The 18,273-nt window shown below is 68.5% G+C and carries 16 protein-coding genes; 6 read left to right on the top strand and 10 right to left on the bottom strand.

From position 1 onward, the window contains the following. Positions 1-8 precede the first annotated feature (8 nt). The 3 genes from P7644_RS01095 (at position 9) to P7644_RS01085 (ending at position 2,663) form a co-directional block, all read left to right on the top strand. Complete coding sequence (locus P7644_RS01095; protein ID WP_404301171.1) at positions 9-1,169, top strand: acetyl-CoA acetyltransferase; 1,161 nt, start codon at positions 9-11, stop codon at positions 1,167-1,169. Between the two features lies 1 nt (position 1,170). Then, a complete protein-coding gene (locus tag P7644_RS01090) occupies positions 1,171-1,584 on the top strand; it encodes a Zn-ribbon domain-containing OB-fold protein (RefSeq protein ID WP_404301170.1) in 414 nt (137 codons plus the stop codon). Between the two features lie 92 nt (positions 1,585-1,676). After that, positions 1,677-2,663 (top strand): Bug family tripartite tricarboxylate transporter substrate binding protein, encoded by a 987-nt coding sequence (locus P7644_RS01085; RefSeq protein ID WP_404301169.1) that lies wholly within the window; start codon positions 1,677-1,679, stop codon positions 2,661-2,663. A 93-nt stretch (positions 2,664-2,756) separates the two neighbouring features. On the opposite strand, the gene P7644_RS01080 is transcribed toward P7644_RS01085, so the two are convergent. The 10 genes from P7644_RS01080 to P7644_RS01035 form a co-directional block, all read right to left on the bottom strand. After that, positions 2,757-3,866: a CaiB/BaiF CoA transferase family protein gene (locus tag P7644_RS01080; protein WP_404301168.1), complete on the bottom strand. Its 1,110-nt coding sequence runs from the start codon at positions 3,864-3,866 to the stop codon at positions 2,757-2,759. A gap of 136 nt (positions 3,867-4,002) precedes the next feature. Continuing rightward, positions 4,003-4,788, bottom strand: coding sequence for an IclR family transcriptional regulator (locus P7644_RS01075; RefSeq protein ID WP_404303268.1), 786 nt, complete (start codon positions 4,786-4,788; stop codon positions 4,003-4,005). Positions 4,789-4,829: 41 nt separating this feature from the next. Beyond that, positions 4,830-5,624 (bottom strand): enoyl-CoA hydratase/isomerase family protein, encoded by a 795-nt coding sequence (locus P7644_RS01070; RefSeq protein WP_404301167.1) that lies wholly within the window; start codon positions 5,622-5,624, stop codon positions 4,830-4,832. Further along, positions 5,621-6,427, bottom strand: coding sequence for an SDR family oxidoreductase (locus P7644_RS01065; RefSeq protein WP_404301166.1), 807 nt, complete (start codon positions 6,425-6,427; stop codon positions 5,621-5,623). Before P7644_RS01065 ends, P7644_RS01070 begins: the two co-directional genes overlap by 4 nt. A gap of 94 nt (positions 6,428-6,521) precedes the next feature. Further along, entirely contained in the window at positions 6,522-8,081 is a 1,560-nt protein-coding gene (locus tag P7644_RS01060; RefSeq protein ID WP_404301165.1) for an AMP-binding protein, read from the bottom strand. Positions 8,082-8,097: 16 nt separating this feature from the next. After that, positions 8,098-9,282: a lipid-transfer protein gene (locus P7644_RS01055; RefSeq protein WP_404303267.1), complete on the bottom strand. Its 1,185-nt coding sequence runs from the start codon at positions 9,280-9,282 to the stop codon at positions 8,098-8,100. A 25-nt stretch (positions 9,283-9,307) separates the two neighbouring features. Then, positions 9,308-10,849 carry a class I adenylate-forming enzyme family protein gene (locus P7644_RS01050; protein WP_404301164.1) on the bottom strand — a complete coding sequence of 514 codons (1,542 nt, stop codon included), beginning with the start codon at positions 10,847-10,849 and terminating at the stop codon, positions 9,308-9,310. 6 nt (positions 10,850-10,855) lie between these two features. Then, positions 10,856-11,851 carry a Bug family tripartite tricarboxylate transporter substrate binding protein gene (locus tag P7644_RS01045; protein ID WP_404301163.1) on the bottom strand — a complete coding sequence of 332 codons (996 nt, stop codon included), beginning with the start codon at positions 11,849-11,851 and terminating at the stop codon, positions 10,856-10,858. Between the two features lie 139 nt (positions 11,852-11,990). Then, positions 11,991-12,758 carry an SDR family NAD(P)-dependent oxidoreductase gene (locus tag P7644_RS01040; RefSeq protein ID WP_404301162.1) on the bottom strand — a complete coding sequence of 256 codons (768 nt, stop codon included), beginning with the start codon at positions 12,756-12,758 and terminating at the stop codon, positions 11,991-11,993. 160 nt (positions 12,759-12,918) lie between these two features. Continuing rightward, complete coding sequence (locus tag P7644_RS01035; RefSeq protein ID WP_404301161.1) at positions 12,919-14,097, bottom strand: thiolase family protein; 1,179 nt, start codon at positions 14,095-14,097, stop codon at positions 12,919-12,921. 291 nt (positions 14,098-14,388) lie between these two features. On the opposite strand from P7644_RS01035, the gene P7644_RS01030 reads away from it, so the two are divergent. The 3 genes from P7644_RS01030 to P7644_RS01020 all read left to right on the top strand — a co-directional run bounded on the left by P7644_RS01030 (position 14,389) and on the right by P7644_RS01020 (position 18,112). After that, positions 14,389-15,894: an AMP-binding protein gene (locus P7644_RS01030; RefSeq protein WP_404303266.1), complete on the top strand. Its 1,506-nt coding sequence runs from the start codon at positions 14,389-14,391 to the stop codon at positions 15,892-15,894. Between the two features lie 77 nt (positions 15,895-15,971). Then, a complete protein-coding gene (locus P7644_RS01025; RefSeq protein ID WP_404301160.1) occupies positions 15,972-17,114 on the top strand; it encodes an acyl-CoA dehydrogenase family protein in 1,143 nt (380 codons plus the stop codon). A 23-nt stretch (positions 17,115-17,137) separates the two neighbouring features. After that, the gene (locus P7644_RS01020; RefSeq protein WP_404301159.1) at positions 17,138-18,112 is read left to right on the top strand and encodes a Bug family tripartite tricarboxylate transporter substrate binding protein; all 975 of its coding nucleotides are present in this window, start codon (positions 17,138-17,140) and stop codon (positions 18,110-18,112) included. The last annotated feature ends 161 nt before the right edge of the window (positions 18,113-18,273 follow it).

The raw sequence follows: 18,273 nt of genomic DNA, 5'->3' as shown, positions 1-18,273 counted from the left end.
AGGCGGGCATGAAGTCTTCGTTGTCCCGATCGGTGGCAATCGCCGGTGTGGCCGAGTCGGACCTGGGCAAGGTACCGGGCAAGTCGGCGTTGGAATTGCAGGCCCAGGCCGCCAGGCTGGCACTGGAGGATGCGGGGCTGAAGCTGCGCGACGTGGACGCGGTCTTTGCGCACACGGACGACCGCTTTTCCAGCCTGCAGCTGTCGGAATTCCTGAACATCCGGCCGGCGTTCGTCGATTCGACCAACGTCGGCGGCATGTCCAACCTGCTGCACGTGCAGCGCGCGATGGCCGCGATCCACGCGGGCATGTGCGAGGTGGCCTTGATCACCTACGGCAGCACGCAGCTGTCCGATGGCTCGCGCAAGGGCGGTGCGGTGGCGGCGGACGGCTCGCACACGCCGCGTGGCCAGTTCATCCTGCCCTACGGCCACCTGAGCCCGATCGGCTATTACGCCATGGTGGCGCAGCTGCACATGCACCGCTATGGCACGACGCACAAGGACCTGGCGGAGGTCGCGGTGGCGGCGCGGCGCTGGGCGCAGCTCAACCCCAAGGCCTACCGGCGCGAACCCACGAGCATCGACGAGGTGATGGCCTCTCCCGTGGTGGCTTCGCCGCTGCGCCAGCGCGATTGCTGTCTGGTGACCGACGGCGGGGGGGCGATGGTCGTGGTGTCTGCCGAGCGCGCGCGGGATCTGCGCCGCAAGCCGGTCTATGTGCTGGGGGCGGCAGAGACCCATGCCCACCATTACACGCCCTTCAATACCGCCGATTGGCTGGATACCGGCGTGGCGGCCACCGCAGACCAGGCCTTCCGGATGGCGGGGGTGAGTCGCGCCGACATCGATGTGGTGCAAATCTATGACCATTTCACCATTGGCGTGCTGCAGTCGCTGGAGGAGCTGGGCTTTTGCCCACGCGGTGAGGGAGGCGCCTTCGTCGCGGACGGTGCGCTCGGCCCAGGCGGGCGGTTCCCGATCAATACCTCGGGCGGTGGCCTGTCCTATGGCCACCCGGGCATGTTCGGCATGTTCGTGGCCATCGAAGCCGTGCGCCAGCTGCGCGGGGAATGTGGCGAGCGCCAGCTGCCCAAGGCGGAGCTCGCGCTGTGCCACGCCCCCGGCCTGGTCTTTTCATGCAACACCACCATGATTCTGGGAGTCTGAGATGAGCGAAGCACCGGCACGCCCCCTGCCGCAACCCACCGACCTCACCCGCCCCTACTGGCAGGCCGCAGCCCAAGGGGAATTGCACATGCAGCACTGCGGTGCCTGCGGCCAGTGGCAGTTCTACCCGCGGCCGTTTTGCATCCATTGCGAGGCCGAGACCTTGCAGTGGCGCGCGGTCTCCGGCCTGGGGCGCATCTACACCTACACCATCAACCACCGCGCACCCAATGCCTTCATGAAGTTGCGCCTGCCCTACGTGGTGGCCATCGTCGAGCTGGATGAGGGGCCGCGACTCATGGCCAACATACAGGGCGAAGGCGCCCTCGACGCAGCCATCGGCAGGCGCGTGAAGGTCCTCTTCGAGCCCGTATCCGAAGAGCTGGCGCTGCCGCAGTTCGCACTGCTGGAGTGACTACGCAGCATGCTGGCCTCGCGCGGCAGCGCGTAGGACCCGCAAGCCCCCGAGCGGCAACCCGTTTATCAACGACAAAAGGAGACAACGCCATGCCAGGAGCACTGAAGAAGATTCACCAGTCCTCGCGCCGCGCCCTGCTGCTGGGCGCGGCCACCGTGCTTGCCGCGGGCACCCTGCCCGCCTACGGCAGTGAGGTGAGCAAGCTGTATGTGGGGTTCGCCGCCGGTGGCGCCACCGACACCCTTGCACGCCTGATCGCGCCCGCCCTGTCGAGCGAACTGGGGCAAAGCTTCATCGTGGAGAACCTGCCCGGCGCCTCGGGCATGCTGGCCGCCAAGGCAGTGGAGCGCAGCGCACCCCAGCAACCCTCTTATGTGCTGTATCCGACGATGACCATGCTGGGCAAGGTGCTCGCGGGCCAGAACCCCGACCTGGACAAGATCACGCCCATCTCCCTGCTCTACGAACAGTTCACCCTCGTGGTCATCAACCCCCAGGTTCCCGGCCTGGAAAATGTGCGTTCGCTGCAGGATCTGCTGCAGGTGGCCAAGGCCAAGCCGGGCATGACCTACGGCCCGATGGGCGTGGGAAGCACGGGGCACCTGACCATGGAGTGGCTCAACAGCCTGGCCGGCGTGAAGATGCAGGCCGTGCCCTACAAGGGCGGCTCGCCGGCCATGGCCGACCTGCTGGGCGGGCACATCGGCGTGCTCATCGCCGACTCCACCGTCGTCGCCCCCCATTTGAAGTCCGACAAGGTGCGCGCCATCGCCGTGAATTACCCCCAGCGCATGCCTGCGCTGCCGGACGTACCCACCATCCAGGAACAGGGCTTCAAGGAAGTCGCCGGGGTACCCTGGGTGGTACTGGCAGGCCCTGCGGGCATGAGCGAGGCGCAGACTGCCACGATGGCCAAAGCCCTTGCCCGCGTATTGGCCAAGCCGGAGCTGGTGCAGGCCATGCGCGCCCAGAACGTCGAGCCCCGAAGCTCCAGCCCCAAGGACGCAGCCCGGCTGATGCAGGCCGACCTGGCGCTGTGGTCACGCATCATCAAAGAGAAGAACATCTCGAACTGAGGCGCCCGGCGCGGGGCGCAGCCATGGCCCACGGCGAACGCCGTGGGCCATTTTCTTGCACCGAGCCCAGCCGCACCCGCTTGCGGGCACGGCTCACTTGCGCCACACGGCCCTGGCGCCTTGTGCGGCCAGTTGCGCCTGCACCTGCTGCGTGTGCGCGCCCGCTGCGCATGCCTCACCCGGCGCATACGCGGCCCCATCGAAGCGCGGCGCAGGCACGGCCTGCAGCGTGCCGCCTTGCTCGACATAGACACTGCGCGCGCGCATGTGCGGATGCTCTGCCGCCTCGGGCGGGCTGAGTACGGCGCCAAAGCACACGTCGGTGGGCTCCAGCAGCGCCTGCCAATGGGCGCAGGGCTGACCGAGGAACAACGCCGCCAGGCGCGCGCGGCGCCGTGGCCAGGCGGCCTTGTCCCACTGATCGGTCACGAAATCGGCATCGCCCTGCAGACCCAGCGTCTCCAGCAGCAGTGCATAGAACTGCGGCTCGATCGCGCCCAGGGTGATGTGCTTGCCGTCGGCGCAGACATAGGTCTCATAAAAGGGAGAGCTGTCGTACATGCTGTGGCCACGCTCGTCGGCCACCACGCCGCGCTGGCGCGCGCTCAGGTTCAGGTTCAGCATGTGGGCCGCGCCATCCACGATGGCCGCGTCCACCACCGTGCCGCGGCCCGTGACCCGCGCCTGCACGATGCCCGACAGCAGCCCCGTCATCAGGTACAGGGCGCCGCCGCCGATGTCGCCCAGCACGGCAAAGGGCGACACGGGACGCGCATCGGCCGGGCTGCAGCCCCACAGCGCCCCCGACAGGGCGGCATAGTTGGTGTCGTGCCCGGCGCGCGGCGCCAGGGGACCACTCTGGCCCCAGCCGGTCATGCGGCCGTAGACCAGGCGCGGGTTGGCGCCCAAGCACTCCTCGGGGCCCAGGCCCAGGCGCTCCATGACGCCGGGGCGCATGCCCTCGATGAGCGCGTCGGCCTCGGCCACCAGCGCCAGCACCAGCTGGCGGCCCTCCTCGGTCTTGAGGTCGGCGAACACCGAGCGCTTGCCGCGGTTGAGCAGGCTGCCGGTCGGGGTATCGCCCTGGCCCTTGCGCACGACGGAAATCACATCGGCGCCCAGGTCGGCCAGGTGCATCGCACAAAACGGCCCCGGTCCAAGGCCACCTATCTCCAGCACACGCACGCTATCCAGCACTTTCATTGCAATTCTCCTTGTCGTATCAATCATCCATTGCGCTGCACGCCACCCACATCGCATGAAACTGGCACGCCCCAAGCGAGGCGCGCAACGTCTCAGAGCATGTTCATGATCTTTTCATGGGGTACGTTGCTTCATCTCAGGGCAGGCCCCCGCCCACCACGGTTTCTACCGAGCGCACCAGCGTGCGCAGCCGCGGCCCCAGGTCGGTTTCCAGCTTGCTGTAATGCGGGCTGAACACCGGCACCGAGACCGCGAAGATCCACAGCTCGCCGTCCTGCGCCTGGCTCATGGGCACGGCGATGGATTCGATATCGCTGTGCAGGTCACCATGGCTGCGGCAAAAGCCATGGCGCGCCAGGTCTTCGCGCGCGGTCACCAGGCGCTGCTCCAGCCAGTCTGCGCGCTGCGGGTTGCGCGCCTGCAGATCGCGCAGATAGGCCGCGCGCGCCTCCTCGGCCATGCCCAGCAGGTAGGCGCGGCCCGTGGCCGTGCGCGACAGCGAGATGGTCACGCCGACCTCCTGGCGGAACACCGTGTTGCCCATGCCATTGGCCAGCTCCACCAGGCACAGATCGCGCCGGTGGCCCACGGCCAACTGCACCTGGCCCTCGGTCAGATCGGCCAGGGCCTGCATGTGCCCTCGCGCAAATTGGCGCAGCGCCATGCGCGTGAGCACCGGCGAGGACAGCTGCAGCAGGCCCAGGCCCGGCACGTATTTGGACAGGCGCTCCGAATAGCGCAGCAGGCCGAGCTCGCACAGCGTCTCGGTCAGGCGGAACAGCGTGGGCTTGGGCAGTCCCGTCAGATCCATCAGTTCCTTGGCGCTGAGCTCCTGGCACTTGTTGGAGAAGCAGCGCAGGATGGAAATACCCCGCACCAGGGCGCTGACCAGTTTGCCGTCCGGATCTGCATTCACGTTCACATGGGCCTCGAAAAAACCGGAGATTTTCGCTGGTTTCAGCGTCAGGCCTGCGGCCACTGGAAGGGCGCGGGCCTTTTCTCCAGGAAGCAGCGCACCGCCTCCCGGTGCTCGGGCGTGCCCATGGCCAGGGCCTGGGCGTTGGCCTCCTGCTCCAGGAGCGATGGCAGGTCGCTGGCGGCCAGGGCCAGCGAACGCTTGATCAGGCTCAGCGCCACCGGCGAGGCGCCGACAAAGCTGCGGGCGATGGCCTGGGCGCGCGCCTGCAGCGCCTCGGGCGCCACCAGCTCGGTGGCAATGCCCAGGCGCAGCGCCTCCTCGGCCGAGACCTCGCGCCCCGACAGCATCAGCTCGCGCGCACGCTGCACGCCGACGATACGCGGCAGGGTGTAGAACGCCGCGCAGTCGGGCACCACGCCGACGCGGATGAAGGACATGGCAAAGCGCGCGCGCGTGCTGGCGATGATGAAGTCCGCCGCCAGCGCCAGGCTGAAGCCCGCGCCATAGGCCGCGCCATCGACGGCCGCGACCACCGGCTTGTCCAGCAGCATCAGGTCTTTCAGCCAGTCGTGCAGGCTGGTCAGGCGCCGGCGCCAGCCGCCGTTGTCCAGGCCGCTGGCCGCGATGTTGCCCAGGTCGCCGCCCGAGCAGAAATGCGTGCCCGCGCCGGTGAGCACCAGCGCGCGTATGGCCGGGTCGGCCTGCACCTGGCGCACCACCTCGCCCATTTCCACGCGCATGACGGGGTCGAAGACGTTGCGCTTTTCGGGGTGGCTCAAGGTCAGCGTGGCCACGCCGTCCTGCACGTCGAAAACGATGCGTTCGTAGCTGCGGGTCATGCCGCGCTCCGGGGCGTGTAAGAGGCGCGCATGTCGCGCCCGCCGCGCAGCGAGGAGCCGCCATCCACGGGAATGACGGCACCCGTCACGTAACCCGCCTGCGGCGACGACAAAAACAGCGCCATGTTGGCAATGTCGTCGAGCGTGCCCATGCGCTGCAGCGGCACGCTGGCGACCGCATTGGCCAGCGCCTCGGCCGAGGGCGCCAGGCGGCGCATGCCCTCGGTGTCGCCGATCGGGCCGGGAGCAATGGCGTTCACACGCACCCCCACCTCGCCCCACTCCATGGCCAGCACGCGCGTCATCATGTCGATGCCGGCCTTGGCCGCGCAGGCATGCACCTGGTACATGGTCGGGTTCACGCCCTGCGGCGCCGAGATGTTGATGACGCTGGCACCAGGTTTTTTGAGCATCGGGTAGGCCAGGCGCAACACATGGAAGGTGCCGTTCAGGTCGATGTCGATCACGGTCTTGAAACCGTTGGGCGACAGATCGGCCGCGGGCGCGATGAAGTTGCCCGCTGCGCCGGAGACCAGCACATCGATGTCGCCAAAGCGCTCATGCGCCTGGCGCAGCGCCGCCTCCACGGCGGCCGGGTCGCGCACATCGGCGCTGATGCCCAGCGCCTGCGCGCCCAGCGCGCGCAGACCTTCGGCGGCCTGCTGCACCTTGTCGGGCGAGCGGCTGATCACGGTGACATGGGCGCCCGCGCGCGCAAATGCCCGGGCGATGCCCAGATTGATGCCGCTGGTGCCGCCGGCGACAAACACATGGCGGCCGATGAAGGAGGGAGATTCAGACATGGGTGGTTTCTTTCTACGCCGCCTCTTGCAGCGGTTGTGGTTGGGGTTTTTCGCTGATGGGCTTGGGGCATTGATCAACCCGCGGCACACCTCGTCAGCCCACCTGCCGCGCCTGCCCGTCCCAGAAGCGGGCGCGCAGGGCTTTCTTGTCGATCTTGCCCAGCGGGGTCACGGGCAGTTCCGGCTCCAGCCACAGCTGCTTGGGCGTGTGCAATGCGCCCTTGCGCTGATGCACGAAGTCCATCAGCGCCTGGGGCTCGGCGCTGGCGCCGGGCTTGAGCACCACCAGGGCCACGACCGCCTCACCCCATTTGGCATCGGGCATGCCGATGACGGCGGATTGCGCGACGGCCGGATGCAGCGCCAGGCAGCCCTCGACCTCGCTGGAATAGACGTTGAAGCCGCCGGTGATGACCATGTCCTTGGCGCGGTCCACCAGGTACAGGTAGCCACCCTCGTCGCGGCGCGCCATGTCGCCGGTATGCAGCCAGTCACCGGCAAAGGCTTCTTCGGTGGCGTCGGGGCGGTTGCGGTAGCCCTCCATCACCAGCGGGCTGCGCACGCACAGCTCGCCCACCTCGCCAGCGGCCACCTCCCGGCCCTGCGCATCCAGCAGCCGCACCTGGTTGCCCGGCAAGGCCTGACCGCAGGACTGCAGCCGCTCGGGGTGCGCCAGATCATGCGCATCCTTGCGCAGGTAGGCGATGGTCATGGGCGCCTCGGCCTGGCCGTAGAGCTGGCCAAAAATGGGCCCGAAGCGCTGCAGCGCCTCGGCCAGCCGCGCCGGCGCCATGGGCGAGGCGCCATACAGCACGTACCGCAGGCTGGAGCGGTCCCACTGGTCCAGGCCAGGGTGGTCCAGCAGGCCATAGATCTGCGTGGGCACCAGAAAGGTGGCGCTGATGCGGTGCTGCTGCGCGGCCTGCAGGAACGCGTCGGGCGAGTATTTGTCCAGCAGCACCAGCGTGCCGCCGCGCAGCAGCGTGGGCAGCACCATGGCGCCACCGGCGTGCGATATCGGGGTGGCGATGAGAAAGCGCAGCTCCTCGGGCCATTCCCAGCAGGCCAGCTGCTGCAGCAGCATGGTCAGCGTGGTGCGGCTGCGATGGATCACGCCCTTGGGCCGCCCGGTGGTGCCGCCGGTGTAGGTGATGCGGTAGATGTCATCGGGCCGTGCGGCGATGGGCAGCTCGCCGCCATCAAAAGCCAGGCTGGCGGCAATGGCGTCTTCGCCCAGCGCCGACAAGCCCAGGCCCAGCACCAGGGGCACGACGCCGCGCTCCTTCAGCGCCTGGCCGCGCTCCACATGCTGCGCGCCCACCACCAGCGCGCTGATGTCCGCATCCTGCAGCACGAAGGCCTGGTCATCGAGCGCACTCAGGGGGTGCAGCGAGGTCTGGCGCAGGCCCAGCCAGGCACAGGCCATGATGACCACCAGGGCCTCGGGCTGGTTGCCGGCCAGCACCGCCAGGCCGTCCTGGTGCTTGAGCCCGCGTGCGCGCAGGTAGCGCGCCATGGCATGCACGCGCCGCTGCAGCTCGGCGTAGGTCCAGTGGCTGCCATCGGGCAGCACCAGGGCCACGCGTTCGGGGAAGGACTGCAGCGCCGTTTGAAAGACTTCGGCCACCGTGGCGCCGGTGTGCAAGGTGCTCATGCTGTGCCCTGCCGTATCAGGCCGCCTGGTACAGCGTGACCACGCAGGCGCCGCCCAGGCCCAGGTTGTGCTGCAGCGCCAGGCGCGCGCCCTCGACCTGGCGTTCGCCCGCCTGGCCGCGCAGCTGCCAGGTCAGCTCGGCGCATTGCGCGAGGCCCGTGGCGCCCAGCGGGTGGCCCTTGGACAGCAGGCCACCCGAGGGGTTGGTGACCACGCGCCCGCCGTAGGTGTTGTCGCCGTCGAGGATGAACTTCTCGGCCCCGCCCTCGGGGGCCAGGCCCAGGGCCTCGTAGGTGATCAGTTCGTTGGCGGTGAAGCAGTCGTGCAACTCGACCACCTGCACGTCCTCGGGGCCGACGCCTGCAGACTCGTACACCTGGCGCGCCGCCGCGGCCGACATGTCGTAGCCGACCACGCGGCGCATGTCGCCGCTGTCGAAGGTGCTGGCGGTGTCCGTGGTCATGGCCTGGGCGGCGATGGTGACGCGCTGGTCCAGGCCGTGCTTCTTCGCGAAGTCCGCCGAGCACAGCACGGCCGCCGCCGCACCGCAGGTGGGCGGGCAGCACTGGTAGCGCGTGAGCGGGCCGAACACCTGGGGCGAGGCCATGACTTCATCCAGCGTCAGCGTCTGGCGGAACACCGCCAGCGGGTTGCGCGCCGCATGCTGGCGCGCCTTCACCGAGATGCGGCCGAAGGTGTCGGCACGGATGCCGTACTGCCGCATGTAGTCCAGCCCGGCGCCGCCGAAGAACTGCGCGGCGCGCGGCGCTGCCGGGTCCCGCCCCTGGTACGCGGCCATGACGTCGACGAACTGCGCCATGGGCGTGGGGCGGTCGTCCCAGGCGCCCTTGAGCGCGCCGGGCTGCATCTGCTCAAAGCCCAGCGCGATGGCGCATTCCACCATGCCGCTTTCCACCGCCTGGCGCGCCAGGTACAGCGCGCTGGAGCCGGTGGCGCAGTTGTTGTTGACGTTGAACACCGGAATGCCGGTCAGGCCCACGCCGTAGATCGCCGCCTGGCCCGAGGTGGAGTCGCCATAGACGTAGCCGACATAGGCCTGCTGTACCTCGGCGTAGTCAACGCCCGCGTCCTGCAGCGCGAGCTGTGCGGCGCGCGCACCCATCACGGGGTAGGGTTCGCTGGCACCGGGTTTGGTGAAGGGGATCATGCCGACACCGACGACATGGACGGCACGCTGCATTGGGCGCATGGGAGACTCCTGAAAGCTAGGGTGTGAGGCTGGCGAGCTGCTCGCGCAGGCGGTTCTTCAAAATCTTGCCGGTGGGCGACAGCGGCAGCGCGTCCAGCACATGCACCACGCGCGGGCATTTGAAGCCCGACAGCTGCGTGCGGGCATGTTCGCGCAGCGCCTCGGGGGTGCAGGCCTGCTGCGGGCGCAGCACCACGGCGGCGTGCACCGCCTCGCCCCATTGCGCATCCGGCACGCCGACCACGGCGCACAGCGCGACCGCGGGATGGCGCATCAGCACGGACTCCACCTCCAGCGAGTACACGTTCTCGCCGCCGCTGATGATCATGTCCTTGAGGCGATCGACCAGGTGCACATGACCACCCTCATCCATAAAGCCGCCGTCGCCGGTATGCATCCAGCCGTCCTTGAGCACCTCGGCCGTGGCCTCGGGCTGGCGCCAGTAGCCCTGCATCACGCTGGGGCCGCGCACGCAGATCTCGCCCACCTCGCCCAGGGGCAGGGCCTGCCCGCCAGGCCCGGTGATGCGCAGCTCGCTGCCCCAGCTGGCGCGGCCCACCGAGGCCAGGTGCGCCAGGTGCGCGCCATGGCTGGCCAGGGTGTACGGGCCGTTCAGGCTGGCGCTGGCGGCGGTTTCGGTCATGCCGTAGGCGGCGGCAAATTCCACCTGCGGCAAGGCCTGCATGGCGCGCAGCAGCAGCGCCTGGGGCATGGGCGCGGCGCCATGCACGATGCGCTTGAGCGAGGGCAGGCGCGCGGCGTCAAACACGGGGTCGTCCAGCAGCATCTGCAGCATGCTGGGCACCAGCATGATCTCGCTCACCCCATGCTCGGCAATCGCGGCCAGCACCTGCGCGGGGCGGAACTGGGTTTCGATCACGCAGGTACTGCCCTGCACGATCTGCCCCACCAGCCGGCCCAGGCCAGCCACATGGAACAGCGGCGTGGCCAGCAGCGAGGTGCCGGTGCCGGGCAGCTGCGCCTGCCGCGCCACGCTGGCCGACCACAGGTTGGCGTGCGAGAGCATCACGCCCTTGGGAAAACCGGTGGTGCCGCCGGTGAACAGCACGATGGCCAGCGTGTCGCCGCCCTGGCGGCAGTCCTCCATCGGCTGGGCTACGGCCAGCAGCGCCTCGGTGCGTGGCATGTCGTCCGGGGCCTGGCCCGCGCCCAGCCACAGGGCGGTCAGCCCCGGCCGTTGCGGTGCCAGGGCCTGGGCCGCTGGCGCCATGGCGGCATCCACCAGCAGCAGCCGGGGCTGCACGTCCTGCAGCGCGTGCTGCATCTCGGCGCGGCTCCAGCGGGTGTTGAGCGGGCAGACCACGCCGCCGGCCCACCAGGTGGCGAGGAAGGCCTCGACGCAATGGTCGCTGTTGTGCGCCAGCAGCGCCACCCTGTCTCCCCGCTGTACGCCCTGGGCACGCAGCACGGCGGCCAGGCGCGCCACGCGGTGCACCAGCGTGCGCCAGTCCTGGCGGCGCGTTCCACAGATGGTGGCGGTGCGCTGCGGGTGTTGCTGCAGCGCGCGGTGCAGGCCTTGGGTCAGGTAAGTCTGCATGGGCCGTCAATCGAGCTGCAGCTTCTGGCTGCGGATCAGCTCGCCCCAGTCCTGGCGGTCGCGCTCCACCATCTGCGTGAACTGCGCGCTCGGCATGCCGCCGGGGCGGCCGCCCAGTTCGCGGTAGCGCTGGACCACGGCCGGGTCCTTGAGCACCGCGATCAGGTTGTCGGTCAGTTTCTTCACGACGGCAGGCGGCGTCTTGGCGGGCAGGAAGAAGCCCATCCAGCCCACCTTGTCGAAGTCTTTCATGCCCAGCTCGGTCATGGTGGGCACGTCGGGCAGCTCGGGCTCGCGCGTGGCGCCGGTCACGGCCAGGGCGCGCAGCTTGCCGTCCTTGACATGGCCGAGCGAGCCCGTGAGGTTGTCGAACATGAACTGCGTCTCGCCCGCCACGATGGCCAGGGTGGCGGGCGCGGAGCCCTTGTAGGGCACATGCACCACATCCACGCCGGCGCGCTGGCGCAGCAGCTCGCCCATCAGGTGCGTGGTCTGGCCCACGCCCGCGGACGAGAACGCCAGCTTGCCGGGCTCGCGCTTGGCGGCGGCGACGAGATCGCCCAGGCTCTTGATGGGCGACTTCACCGGCACCACCAGCACGTTGGCGAACGAGATCATGTCGGTCAGCGCGACGAAGTCCTCGGCCTTGTACGGAAGCTTCTGGTAGGCGGTGTAGTTGATGGCGTTGGAGCCGGTGTTGCCCACCAGCACGGTGTAGCCGTCGGCTTGAGCGCGCGCCACCAGGTTGCTGCCCAGCGAGCCGCCGGCGCCCGGCTTGTTGTCCACGATGATGGGCTGGCCCAGGCGCTCGCTAAGCCTTTGCGCCATGAAGCGCACGGGCGTGTCGGTGGTGCCGCCAGCCGCGCCGGGCACGACGAAGGTGATCGGGCGCGTGGGCCAGGCTGCGTCGGCCCGCGCGGGCAGGGATGTTGCCAGGGTTGCCAGGCCCAGCAGGGCGGCTGCGCCCACGCCCAGGGCATGCCGGCGGTTACGGATGTGCATATTTGTCTCCTTCCATCAGGACGGCCGTTCGGTCGCCTGTTTTACTATTAAATAAATAGCTTCTTGCGCTTTCTGGGTGGGCGTTTTCGCCTATTTTTACCCAATATCGTGGACACGCTCCAAGAGCGTGTTCACGATCTCAGCGCGGCTGCATGCGGATGGCGCCGTCCAGGCGGATGGTCTCGCCGTTGAGCATCGGGTTCTCCAGGATGTGCAGCGCCGTCATCGCGTATTCGCTGGGGTGGCCCAGGCGCGCGGGGTTGGGCACCGAGGCGCCCAGCGACTGGCGCACGGCCTCGGGCAGCTTGGCCAGGATGGGTGTGTCGAACAGGCCGGGGGCGATGGTGCACACGCGGATGAGCTTGGAGGCCAGGTCGCGCGCGGCGACGATGGTCATGCCGATCACGCCGGCCTTGGACGAGGCGTAGGGAATCTGGCCGATCTGCCCCTCGTAGCCCGCCACCGACGCGGTGAGCACGCAGGCGCCGCGCTCGCCGTCGATGGGCTCGTTCTTGGCCATGGCGACGGCCGCCAGGCGCAGCGTGTTGAAGCTGCCGATCTGGTTCACGCGGATGATGTTGGTGTACTTTTCCAGCGAGCCGGGGCTGCCGTCCTTCTCGATCAGGCGCACCGGGCCGCCGATGCCGGCGCAATGCACCAGCGCGCGGAAGTTGCCAAACGCCTCGGCTGCGGCAATGGCCTGCTGCATCTGGGCTTCGTCGGACACATCGGCCTTCACATAGCGCAGGCGGCCGGCGTACTTCTGCTCCATCGCCTGGCCGCGCTCGTCGTTCAGGTCCACGGCCACCACGTTCAGGCCGCGCTCCAGCAGGGCGATGGCCGAGGCCTCGCCCAGGCCCGAGACGCCGCCGGTGACGAGGGCGGTCATTCCTTGTTGCAGTTTCATGATTACTCCTTGTGTTGGACGCTCCCCTGCTCCTTCCCCCTCTGGGGGAAGGCGGGGATGGGGGCTTGGCTCGCACAACCAGGCGATGTGCTGAGGCTGGCGTCGCTGGCCCCCACCCCTGCCCTCCCCCAGAGGGGGAGGGAGTGAGGCACGCAAAAAATTACAGGCGTTCGATGATGGTGGCGTTGGCCATGCCGCCGGCCTCGCACATGGATTGCAGGCCGTAGCGCTGGCCGCTGTCCTCCAGGGCGTGCAGCATGGTGGTCATCAGGCGGATGCCGGATGCGCCCAGCGGGTGGCCCAGGGCGATGGCGCCGCCGCGCGGGTTCAGGCGCTCGCCGTCGGCCTTCAGCTCCTTCTGCCAGGCCATGGGCACGCTGGCGAAGGCCTCGTTGATCTCGTAGTGGTGGATGTCGTCCAGCTTCATGCCGGCCTTGGCCAGCACACGCTGGGTGGCGGGGATGGGGGCGGTCAGCATGTACAGCGGGTCGTCGCCCACCACGTCAAAGGCCACGAAGCGTGCGCGCGGGCGCAGGCCCAGCTGCAGTGCCCGCTCCTCGCTCATGATGAGCATGGCGCTGGCGCCGTCGGTCATCTGCGAGGCATTGCCGGCCGTGGTGCTCCACTGGATTTGCGGGAAGCGCACCGACAGCTCCTCGTTCTCGAACACGGCCTTCAGGCCGGCCAGCTTGTCCACGGTGGTGCCGGCGCGGATGGTTTCGTCAGCCATGACGCGACCTGCGGGCGTGTCGATGCCGACGATCTCGCGGGCAAAGCCGCCGCCCGACTGTGCGGCGTGGGCGCGCTGGTGCGAGCGTGCGGCGTAGGCGTCGAGTTCGGTGCGCGACAGCCCCCACTTGGCGGCCACCAGGTCGGCCGACACGCCCTGGCCCACCAGGCCGGGTGCGTAGCGTGCGTCAAAGCGCGCGCCGGTGGTGTTCTTGCCCATGCGCGAGCTGCCCATGGGCACGCGGCTCATCGACTCCACGCCGCAGGCGATGACGATGTCCTGCACGCCCGCCATGATGGCCTGGGCCGCGAAGTGCACGGCCTGCTGGCTGGAGCCGCACTTGCGGTCGATGGTGGTTGAGGGCACATGCGCGGGCAGGCCGGCGGCCAGCCAGGCCAGGCGCCCGGGGGTGCCGGCCTGTTCGCCAGCCTGGCTGACGCAGCCGCAGATCACATCCTGAACCTGGCCGGGGTCGATCTTGTTGCGGGACACCAGCTGCTCCAGCACCTGCGACAGCAGGTCCACCGGGTGCACCTGGGCCAGTGCGCCATCAGGCTTGGCCCGGGCCATGGGGCTGCGAATGGCATCGACGATGACGGGATTTTTCATGTTTACTCCACAGGTTTTATGGAACTAATGATCCATTAAAACCAATTTTTTATAGGTTTGTTTGTGCTTAACACCGTGTTTACCCTGTGCTTTTTGGGTTTTCTGCCTGAAAGAATGTAATTGAGGTTTTGTTTTTTGAGACAGCCATTTCGTATTGGATAACTGGTGGCAGATCCCCGGTGGTGATTGGCAGTCGGCACCGCGGCGATGCAACCCTAGGAGTCATGGGTGACAGCTAAGCAGGATTTTTTTGACCGGGCCGCAGCGGCCCCCGAGCGCGTGGTGCTGGTCATGGCCGAGACGCACGCCCGCCACACCGCGGGCGAGGTGGCGCAAAGCGCGCTGCGCATGGCGCAGTGGCTTCATGCCCAGGGGCTGCAGGTGGGCGAGCGCTTTGCGGTGGTGCTGGAAAACCGGGTCGAGATCCTGGCCCTGGCCCTGGCGGCCCGGCAGGCGGGCCTGTATGCCGCCGTGCTCAGCACCCACCTGACGCCCGCCGAGGTGGCCTACATCGTGCAGGATTGCGGCGCGCGGCTGGTGGTGGCATCCGCCAAGACACTGCCGCAGCTCACCGAGCTGCAGGCCACGCACCCCCTGCCCTGCTGGACGGTGGACGATGCCTCCCCACAGGCCGCTTCGCTGCATGCCGCGCTGCAGGCCCTGCCGGACGAGCCGGTGAGCTTTGCCGGCCGCCCGCTGGGCCGCGACCTGCTGTATTCGTCGGGCACCACGGGGCGGCCCAAGGGCGTGCTCAAGCCCCTGTGGCCCGCCGAGCTGCGCGGCCAGGCCGACCCCGAGGCCCTGGGCACGGCACGCATCATGGGCATGGGCGAGGACACGGTGTACCTGTCGCCCGCGCCGCTGTACCACGCGGCGCCGCTGCGCTACACGCTGCGCGTGCTGGATCTGGGCGGGCAGGCCGTGATCATGGAACGCTTCGACGCGGAAAGCGCGCTGGCCCTGATAGCACGCTACCGCGTCACCCACAGCCAGTGGGTGCCCACCATGTTCGGCCGCCTGCTCAAGCTGCCCGAGGAGGTGCGCCGCCGCTACGACCTGTCCAGCCACCGCCTGGCCATCCATGCCGCCGCGCCCTGCCCGGTGGATGTCAAGCGCGCCATGATCGACTGGTGGGGCCCGATCCTGATGGAGTACTACGCCGGCTCCGAGGGCTGCGGCACCACCATGATCAGCTCGGCCGAATGGCTCCTGCGTCCCGGCTCGGTGGGCCGGCCCACCACGGGCCAGCTGCACATCCTGGACGACGACGGCCGCGAGCTGCCCGCGGGCGAAATCGGCCAGGTGTACTTCTCGGGCGGCGGGCAGTTCAGCTACTTGAACGACCCCGAGAAGACGCGCCAGGCCATCAACGAGCGCGGCTGGATCACCTATGGCGACATCGGCCATGTGGACGCCGAGGGCTACCTGTTCCTGAGCGACCGACGCGCCGACCTGATCCTGTCGGGCGGCGTGAACCTGTACCCGCAGGAAATAGAAAACGCGCTGGCGCGCCACCCCGGCGTGCAAGAGGTGGCGGTGGTCGGCGTGCCCCATCCCGACTTTGGCGAGGTACCGCTGGCGATCGTGGTGCCGTGCCCGGGCACCGAGGCCACGCAACAGACGGCCCGCGCCATCGCCGAGCAAGCCACCGAGGTGCTGGCACGCATGAAGCTGCCCCAGCGCATGGTGTTCGTCGATGCGCTGCCGCGCCTGGAGACGGGCAAGCTGCTGCGGCGCAAGCTCAAGGAACGCTTTCGCGCCGAGGCGCAGGCGGGATTCTCCCTGCGCGACTCCTGAAAAAGTAGCTACAAGCGCTTGATACACAAGTGCTAGAGCCTGATTTGACCATTGCTTCTTACCCTGAGACTCTGACCATGCAAGACCTGATCACCCGCACCATCTACCGCGAAGACCACGAACAGTTCCGCGAACAGGCACGGCGCTTTTTCGACAGGGAGATCGTGCCCTTCCACGCCCAGTGGGAGCGCGACGGCATCGTGCCTAAGGAGGTCTGGCGCAAGGCCGGGCGCGAGGGCCTGCTCAACACCATGCTGCCCGAACCCTATGGCGGCGGCGGCGACTTCGGCCACGCGGCCATCCTGATCGAGGAAGTGGCGCGCACCGGCGCCAGCGGCCTCGGGTTTCCGCTGCACTCTGACATCGTCGCTCCCTACATCCACGCCTATGGCAACACCGAGCAAAAGGACCGCTGGCTGCCGCGCATGGCCGCGGGCGAGCTGATCGGCGCCATCGCCATGACCGAGCCCGGCGCGGGCAGCGACCTCAAATCCGTGCGCACCACGGCGCGGCGCGAGGGCGACCACTACGTCATCAACGGCAGCAAGACCTTCATCACCAACGGCATCAACAGCGAGCTCGTCATCGTCGTCGCCAAGACCGCGCCCGAGCTGGGCGCCAAGGGCGTGTCGCTGATCGTCGTCGAAGACGGCACGCCGGGCTTTTCCAAGGGCCGCAAGCTGGAGAAGATCGGCCTCATGGCGCAGGACACCTCCGAGCTGTTCTTCGACAACGTCAGGGTGCCCGTGGGCAACCTGCTGGGCGAGGAGAACATGGGCTTCAAGTACCTGATGCAGGAACTGGCCCAGGAGCGCCTGGTGGTTGCCGTGCGCGCCGCCGCTTCCATCGAGGTCTTTCTGCAGAAGACCGTGGACTACACACGCGAGCGCAAGGCCTTCGGCCAGGCGGTGTTCGAGTTCCAGAACACGCGCTTCAAGCTGGCCGAGGCCAAGGCCCAGGCGACCATGCTGCGCATCTTCGTGGACGACTGCATGGCGCTGCACATGCAGCGCAAGCTCACGCCCGAGCGCGCCGCAATGGTCAAGCTCAACGCCACGGCGCTGCAGAACAAGCTGCTCGACGAGTTCCTGCAGCTGCACGGCGGCTACGGCTATATGACCGAATACCAGGTGGGCCGCGCCTGGACCGATGCCCGCATCGGCCGCATCTACGGCGGCAGCGACGAGATCATGAAAGAGATCATCGCGCGCACCCTGTGAACACCTCAAACAAGGAGATACAGATGGCATTCACCCGACGCACCACCCTGGCCCTGATGGCCCTGGCCGCCACCTGCGCCATGGCCGGCGCACAGGCGCAGGACGCCTACCCCAGCAAGCCCATACGCTTCATCGTGCCCTACCCGGCCGGCGGCGGCACCGACACCATCGCGCGCCTGATCGGCACGCAGCTCAGCCAGCGCTGGGGCCAGCCCGTGGTGGTGGAGAACAAGCCCGGCGCCAGCGGCATCCTGGGCAACGACATCGTGGCCAAGGCGCCCGGCGACGGCTACACCGTGCTCATGGGCATCACCGCCGTGGTGCAGATCCCGGCGCTGTACAAAAAGGTGCCGTACAAGCTGACCGACCTGGCGCCGGTGTCGCAGATCGCCAAGTCGGCCGACCTGCTGATGGTGCCGCGCAGCACGGGCGTGACCACGCTGCAGCAGTTCGTGGACAAGGCCAGGGCCGCGCCCGGCACGCTGAACTTCGGCAGCTACGGCAACGCCACCTCGTCGCACATGAACGGCGAGCGCTTCAAGCAAAAGGCCGGCATCGACATCACCCACGTCCCCTACCAGGGTTCGGGCCCCGAGATGGCGGCCCTGCTGGGCGGGCAGGTGACGCTGGCCTTCGTCGATGCCACAGCCGCCTATCCGCACATCAAGTCGGACAAGGTGAACATCCTGGCCATCACCGGCGCCCAGCGCCACCCCGCCCTGCCCCAGGTGCCCACGATGACCGAGTCCGGCTACCCCGGCCTGGAGGCCAACGGCTGGTTCGGCACCTTCCTGCCGGCCAGCACTCCCAAGCCCATCGTGGACAAGCTGGGCGCCGAGGTGGCTGCCATCATCAAGTCGCCCGAGCTCCACAAGCGCCTGACCGACATGGGCCTGATCCCCGTGGGCTCGCTGCCCGATGACTTCAAGGCCCAGGTGGAAAAGGACGCCACCCACTGGAAGGCAGTGGCCGAGGCGGCCAAGATCTCGATGGACTGACTTTGCTCCTTCCCCCTCTGGGGGAAGGTGGGGATGGGGGCCGGTCGGCCAGGAGTACGCGCGCTACATACTCAAGCACCGCCAGCCCCCACCCCCGCCCTCCCCCAGAGGGGGAGGGAGCAAAAGCAAGCAGACAGACCGAGTCGCTGCAGGCTATGAAT

Origin of the sequence: Alicycliphilus denitrificans (assembly GCF_044792555.1) — a bacterium.
Classification (GTDB): domain Bacteria; phylum Pseudomonadota; class Gammaproteobacteria; order Burkholderiales; family Burkholderiaceae_C; genus Alicycliphilus; species Alicycliphilus denitrificans_A.
The sequence above is the reverse complement of the archived record's forward strand: the minus strand, read 5'-3'. Positions and strand labels throughout refer to the sequence as shown.

What these genes read in the sequence shown, in the direction of transcription:
- P7644_RS01045 (WP_404301163.1), bottom strand. Translation starts at nt 11,851, where the DNA reads ATGCACATCCGTAACCGCCGGCATGCCCTGGGCGTGGGCGCAGCCGCC.
- P7644_RS01070 (WP_404301167.1), bottom strand. Translation starts at nt 5,624, where the DNA reads ATGACCCGCAGCTACGAACGCATCGTTTTCGACGTGCAGGACGGCGTG.
- P7644_RS01020 (WP_404301159.1), top strand. Translation starts at nt 17,138, where the DNA reads ATGGCATTCACCCGACGCACCACCCTGGCCCTGATGGCCCTGGCCGCC.
- P7644_RS01090 (WP_404301170.1), top strand. Translation starts at nt 1,171, where the DNA reads ATGAGCGAAGCACCGGCACGCCCCCTGCCGCAACCCACCGACCTCACC.
- P7644_RS01065 (WP_404301166.1), bottom strand. Translation starts at nt 6,427, where the DNA reads ATGTCTGAATCTCCCTCCTTCATCGGCCGCCATGTGTTTGTCGCCGGC.
- P7644_RS01055 (WP_404303267.1), bottom strand. Translation starts at nt 9,282, where the DNA reads ATGCAGCGTGCCGTCCATGTCGTCGGTGTCGGCATGATCCCCTTCACC.
- P7644_RS01085 (WP_404301169.1), top strand. Translation starts at nt 1,677, where the DNA reads ATGCCAGGAGCACTGAAGAAGATTCACCAGTCCTCGCGCCGCGCCCTG.
- P7644_RS01095 (WP_404301171.1), top strand. Translation starts at nt 9, where the DNA reads ATGAAGTCTTCGTTGTCCCGATCGGTGGCAATCGCCGGTGTGGCCGAG.
- P7644_RS01040 (WP_404301162.1), bottom strand. Translation starts at nt 12,758, where the DNA reads ATGAAACTGCAACAAGGAATGACCGCCCTCGTCACCGGCGGCGTCTCG.
- P7644_RS01060 (WP_404301165.1), bottom strand. Translation starts at nt 8,081, where the DNA reads ATGAGCACCTTGCACACCGGCGCCACGGTGGCCGAAGTCTTTCAAACG.
- P7644_RS01025 (WP_404301160.1), top strand. Translation starts at nt 15,972, where the DNA reads ATGCAAGACCTGATCACCCGCACCATCTACCGCGAAGACCACGAACAG.
- P7644_RS01030 (WP_404303266.1), top strand. Translation starts at nt 14,389, where the DNA reads ATGGCCGAGACGCACGCCCGCCACACCGCGGGCGAGGTGGCGCAAAGC.
- P7644_RS01035 (WP_404301161.1), bottom strand. Translation starts at nt 14,097, where the DNA reads ATGAAAAATCCCGTCATCGTCGATGCCATTCGCAGCCCCATGGCCCGG.
- P7644_RS01050 (WP_404301164.1), bottom strand. Translation starts at nt 10,849, where the DNA reads ATGCAGACTTACCTGACCCAAGGCCTGCACCGCGCGCTGCAGCAACAC.
- P7644_RS01080 (WP_404301168.1), bottom strand. Translation starts at nt 3,866, where the DNA reads ATGAAAGTGCTGGATAGCGTGCGTGTGCTGGAGATAGGTGGCCTTGGA.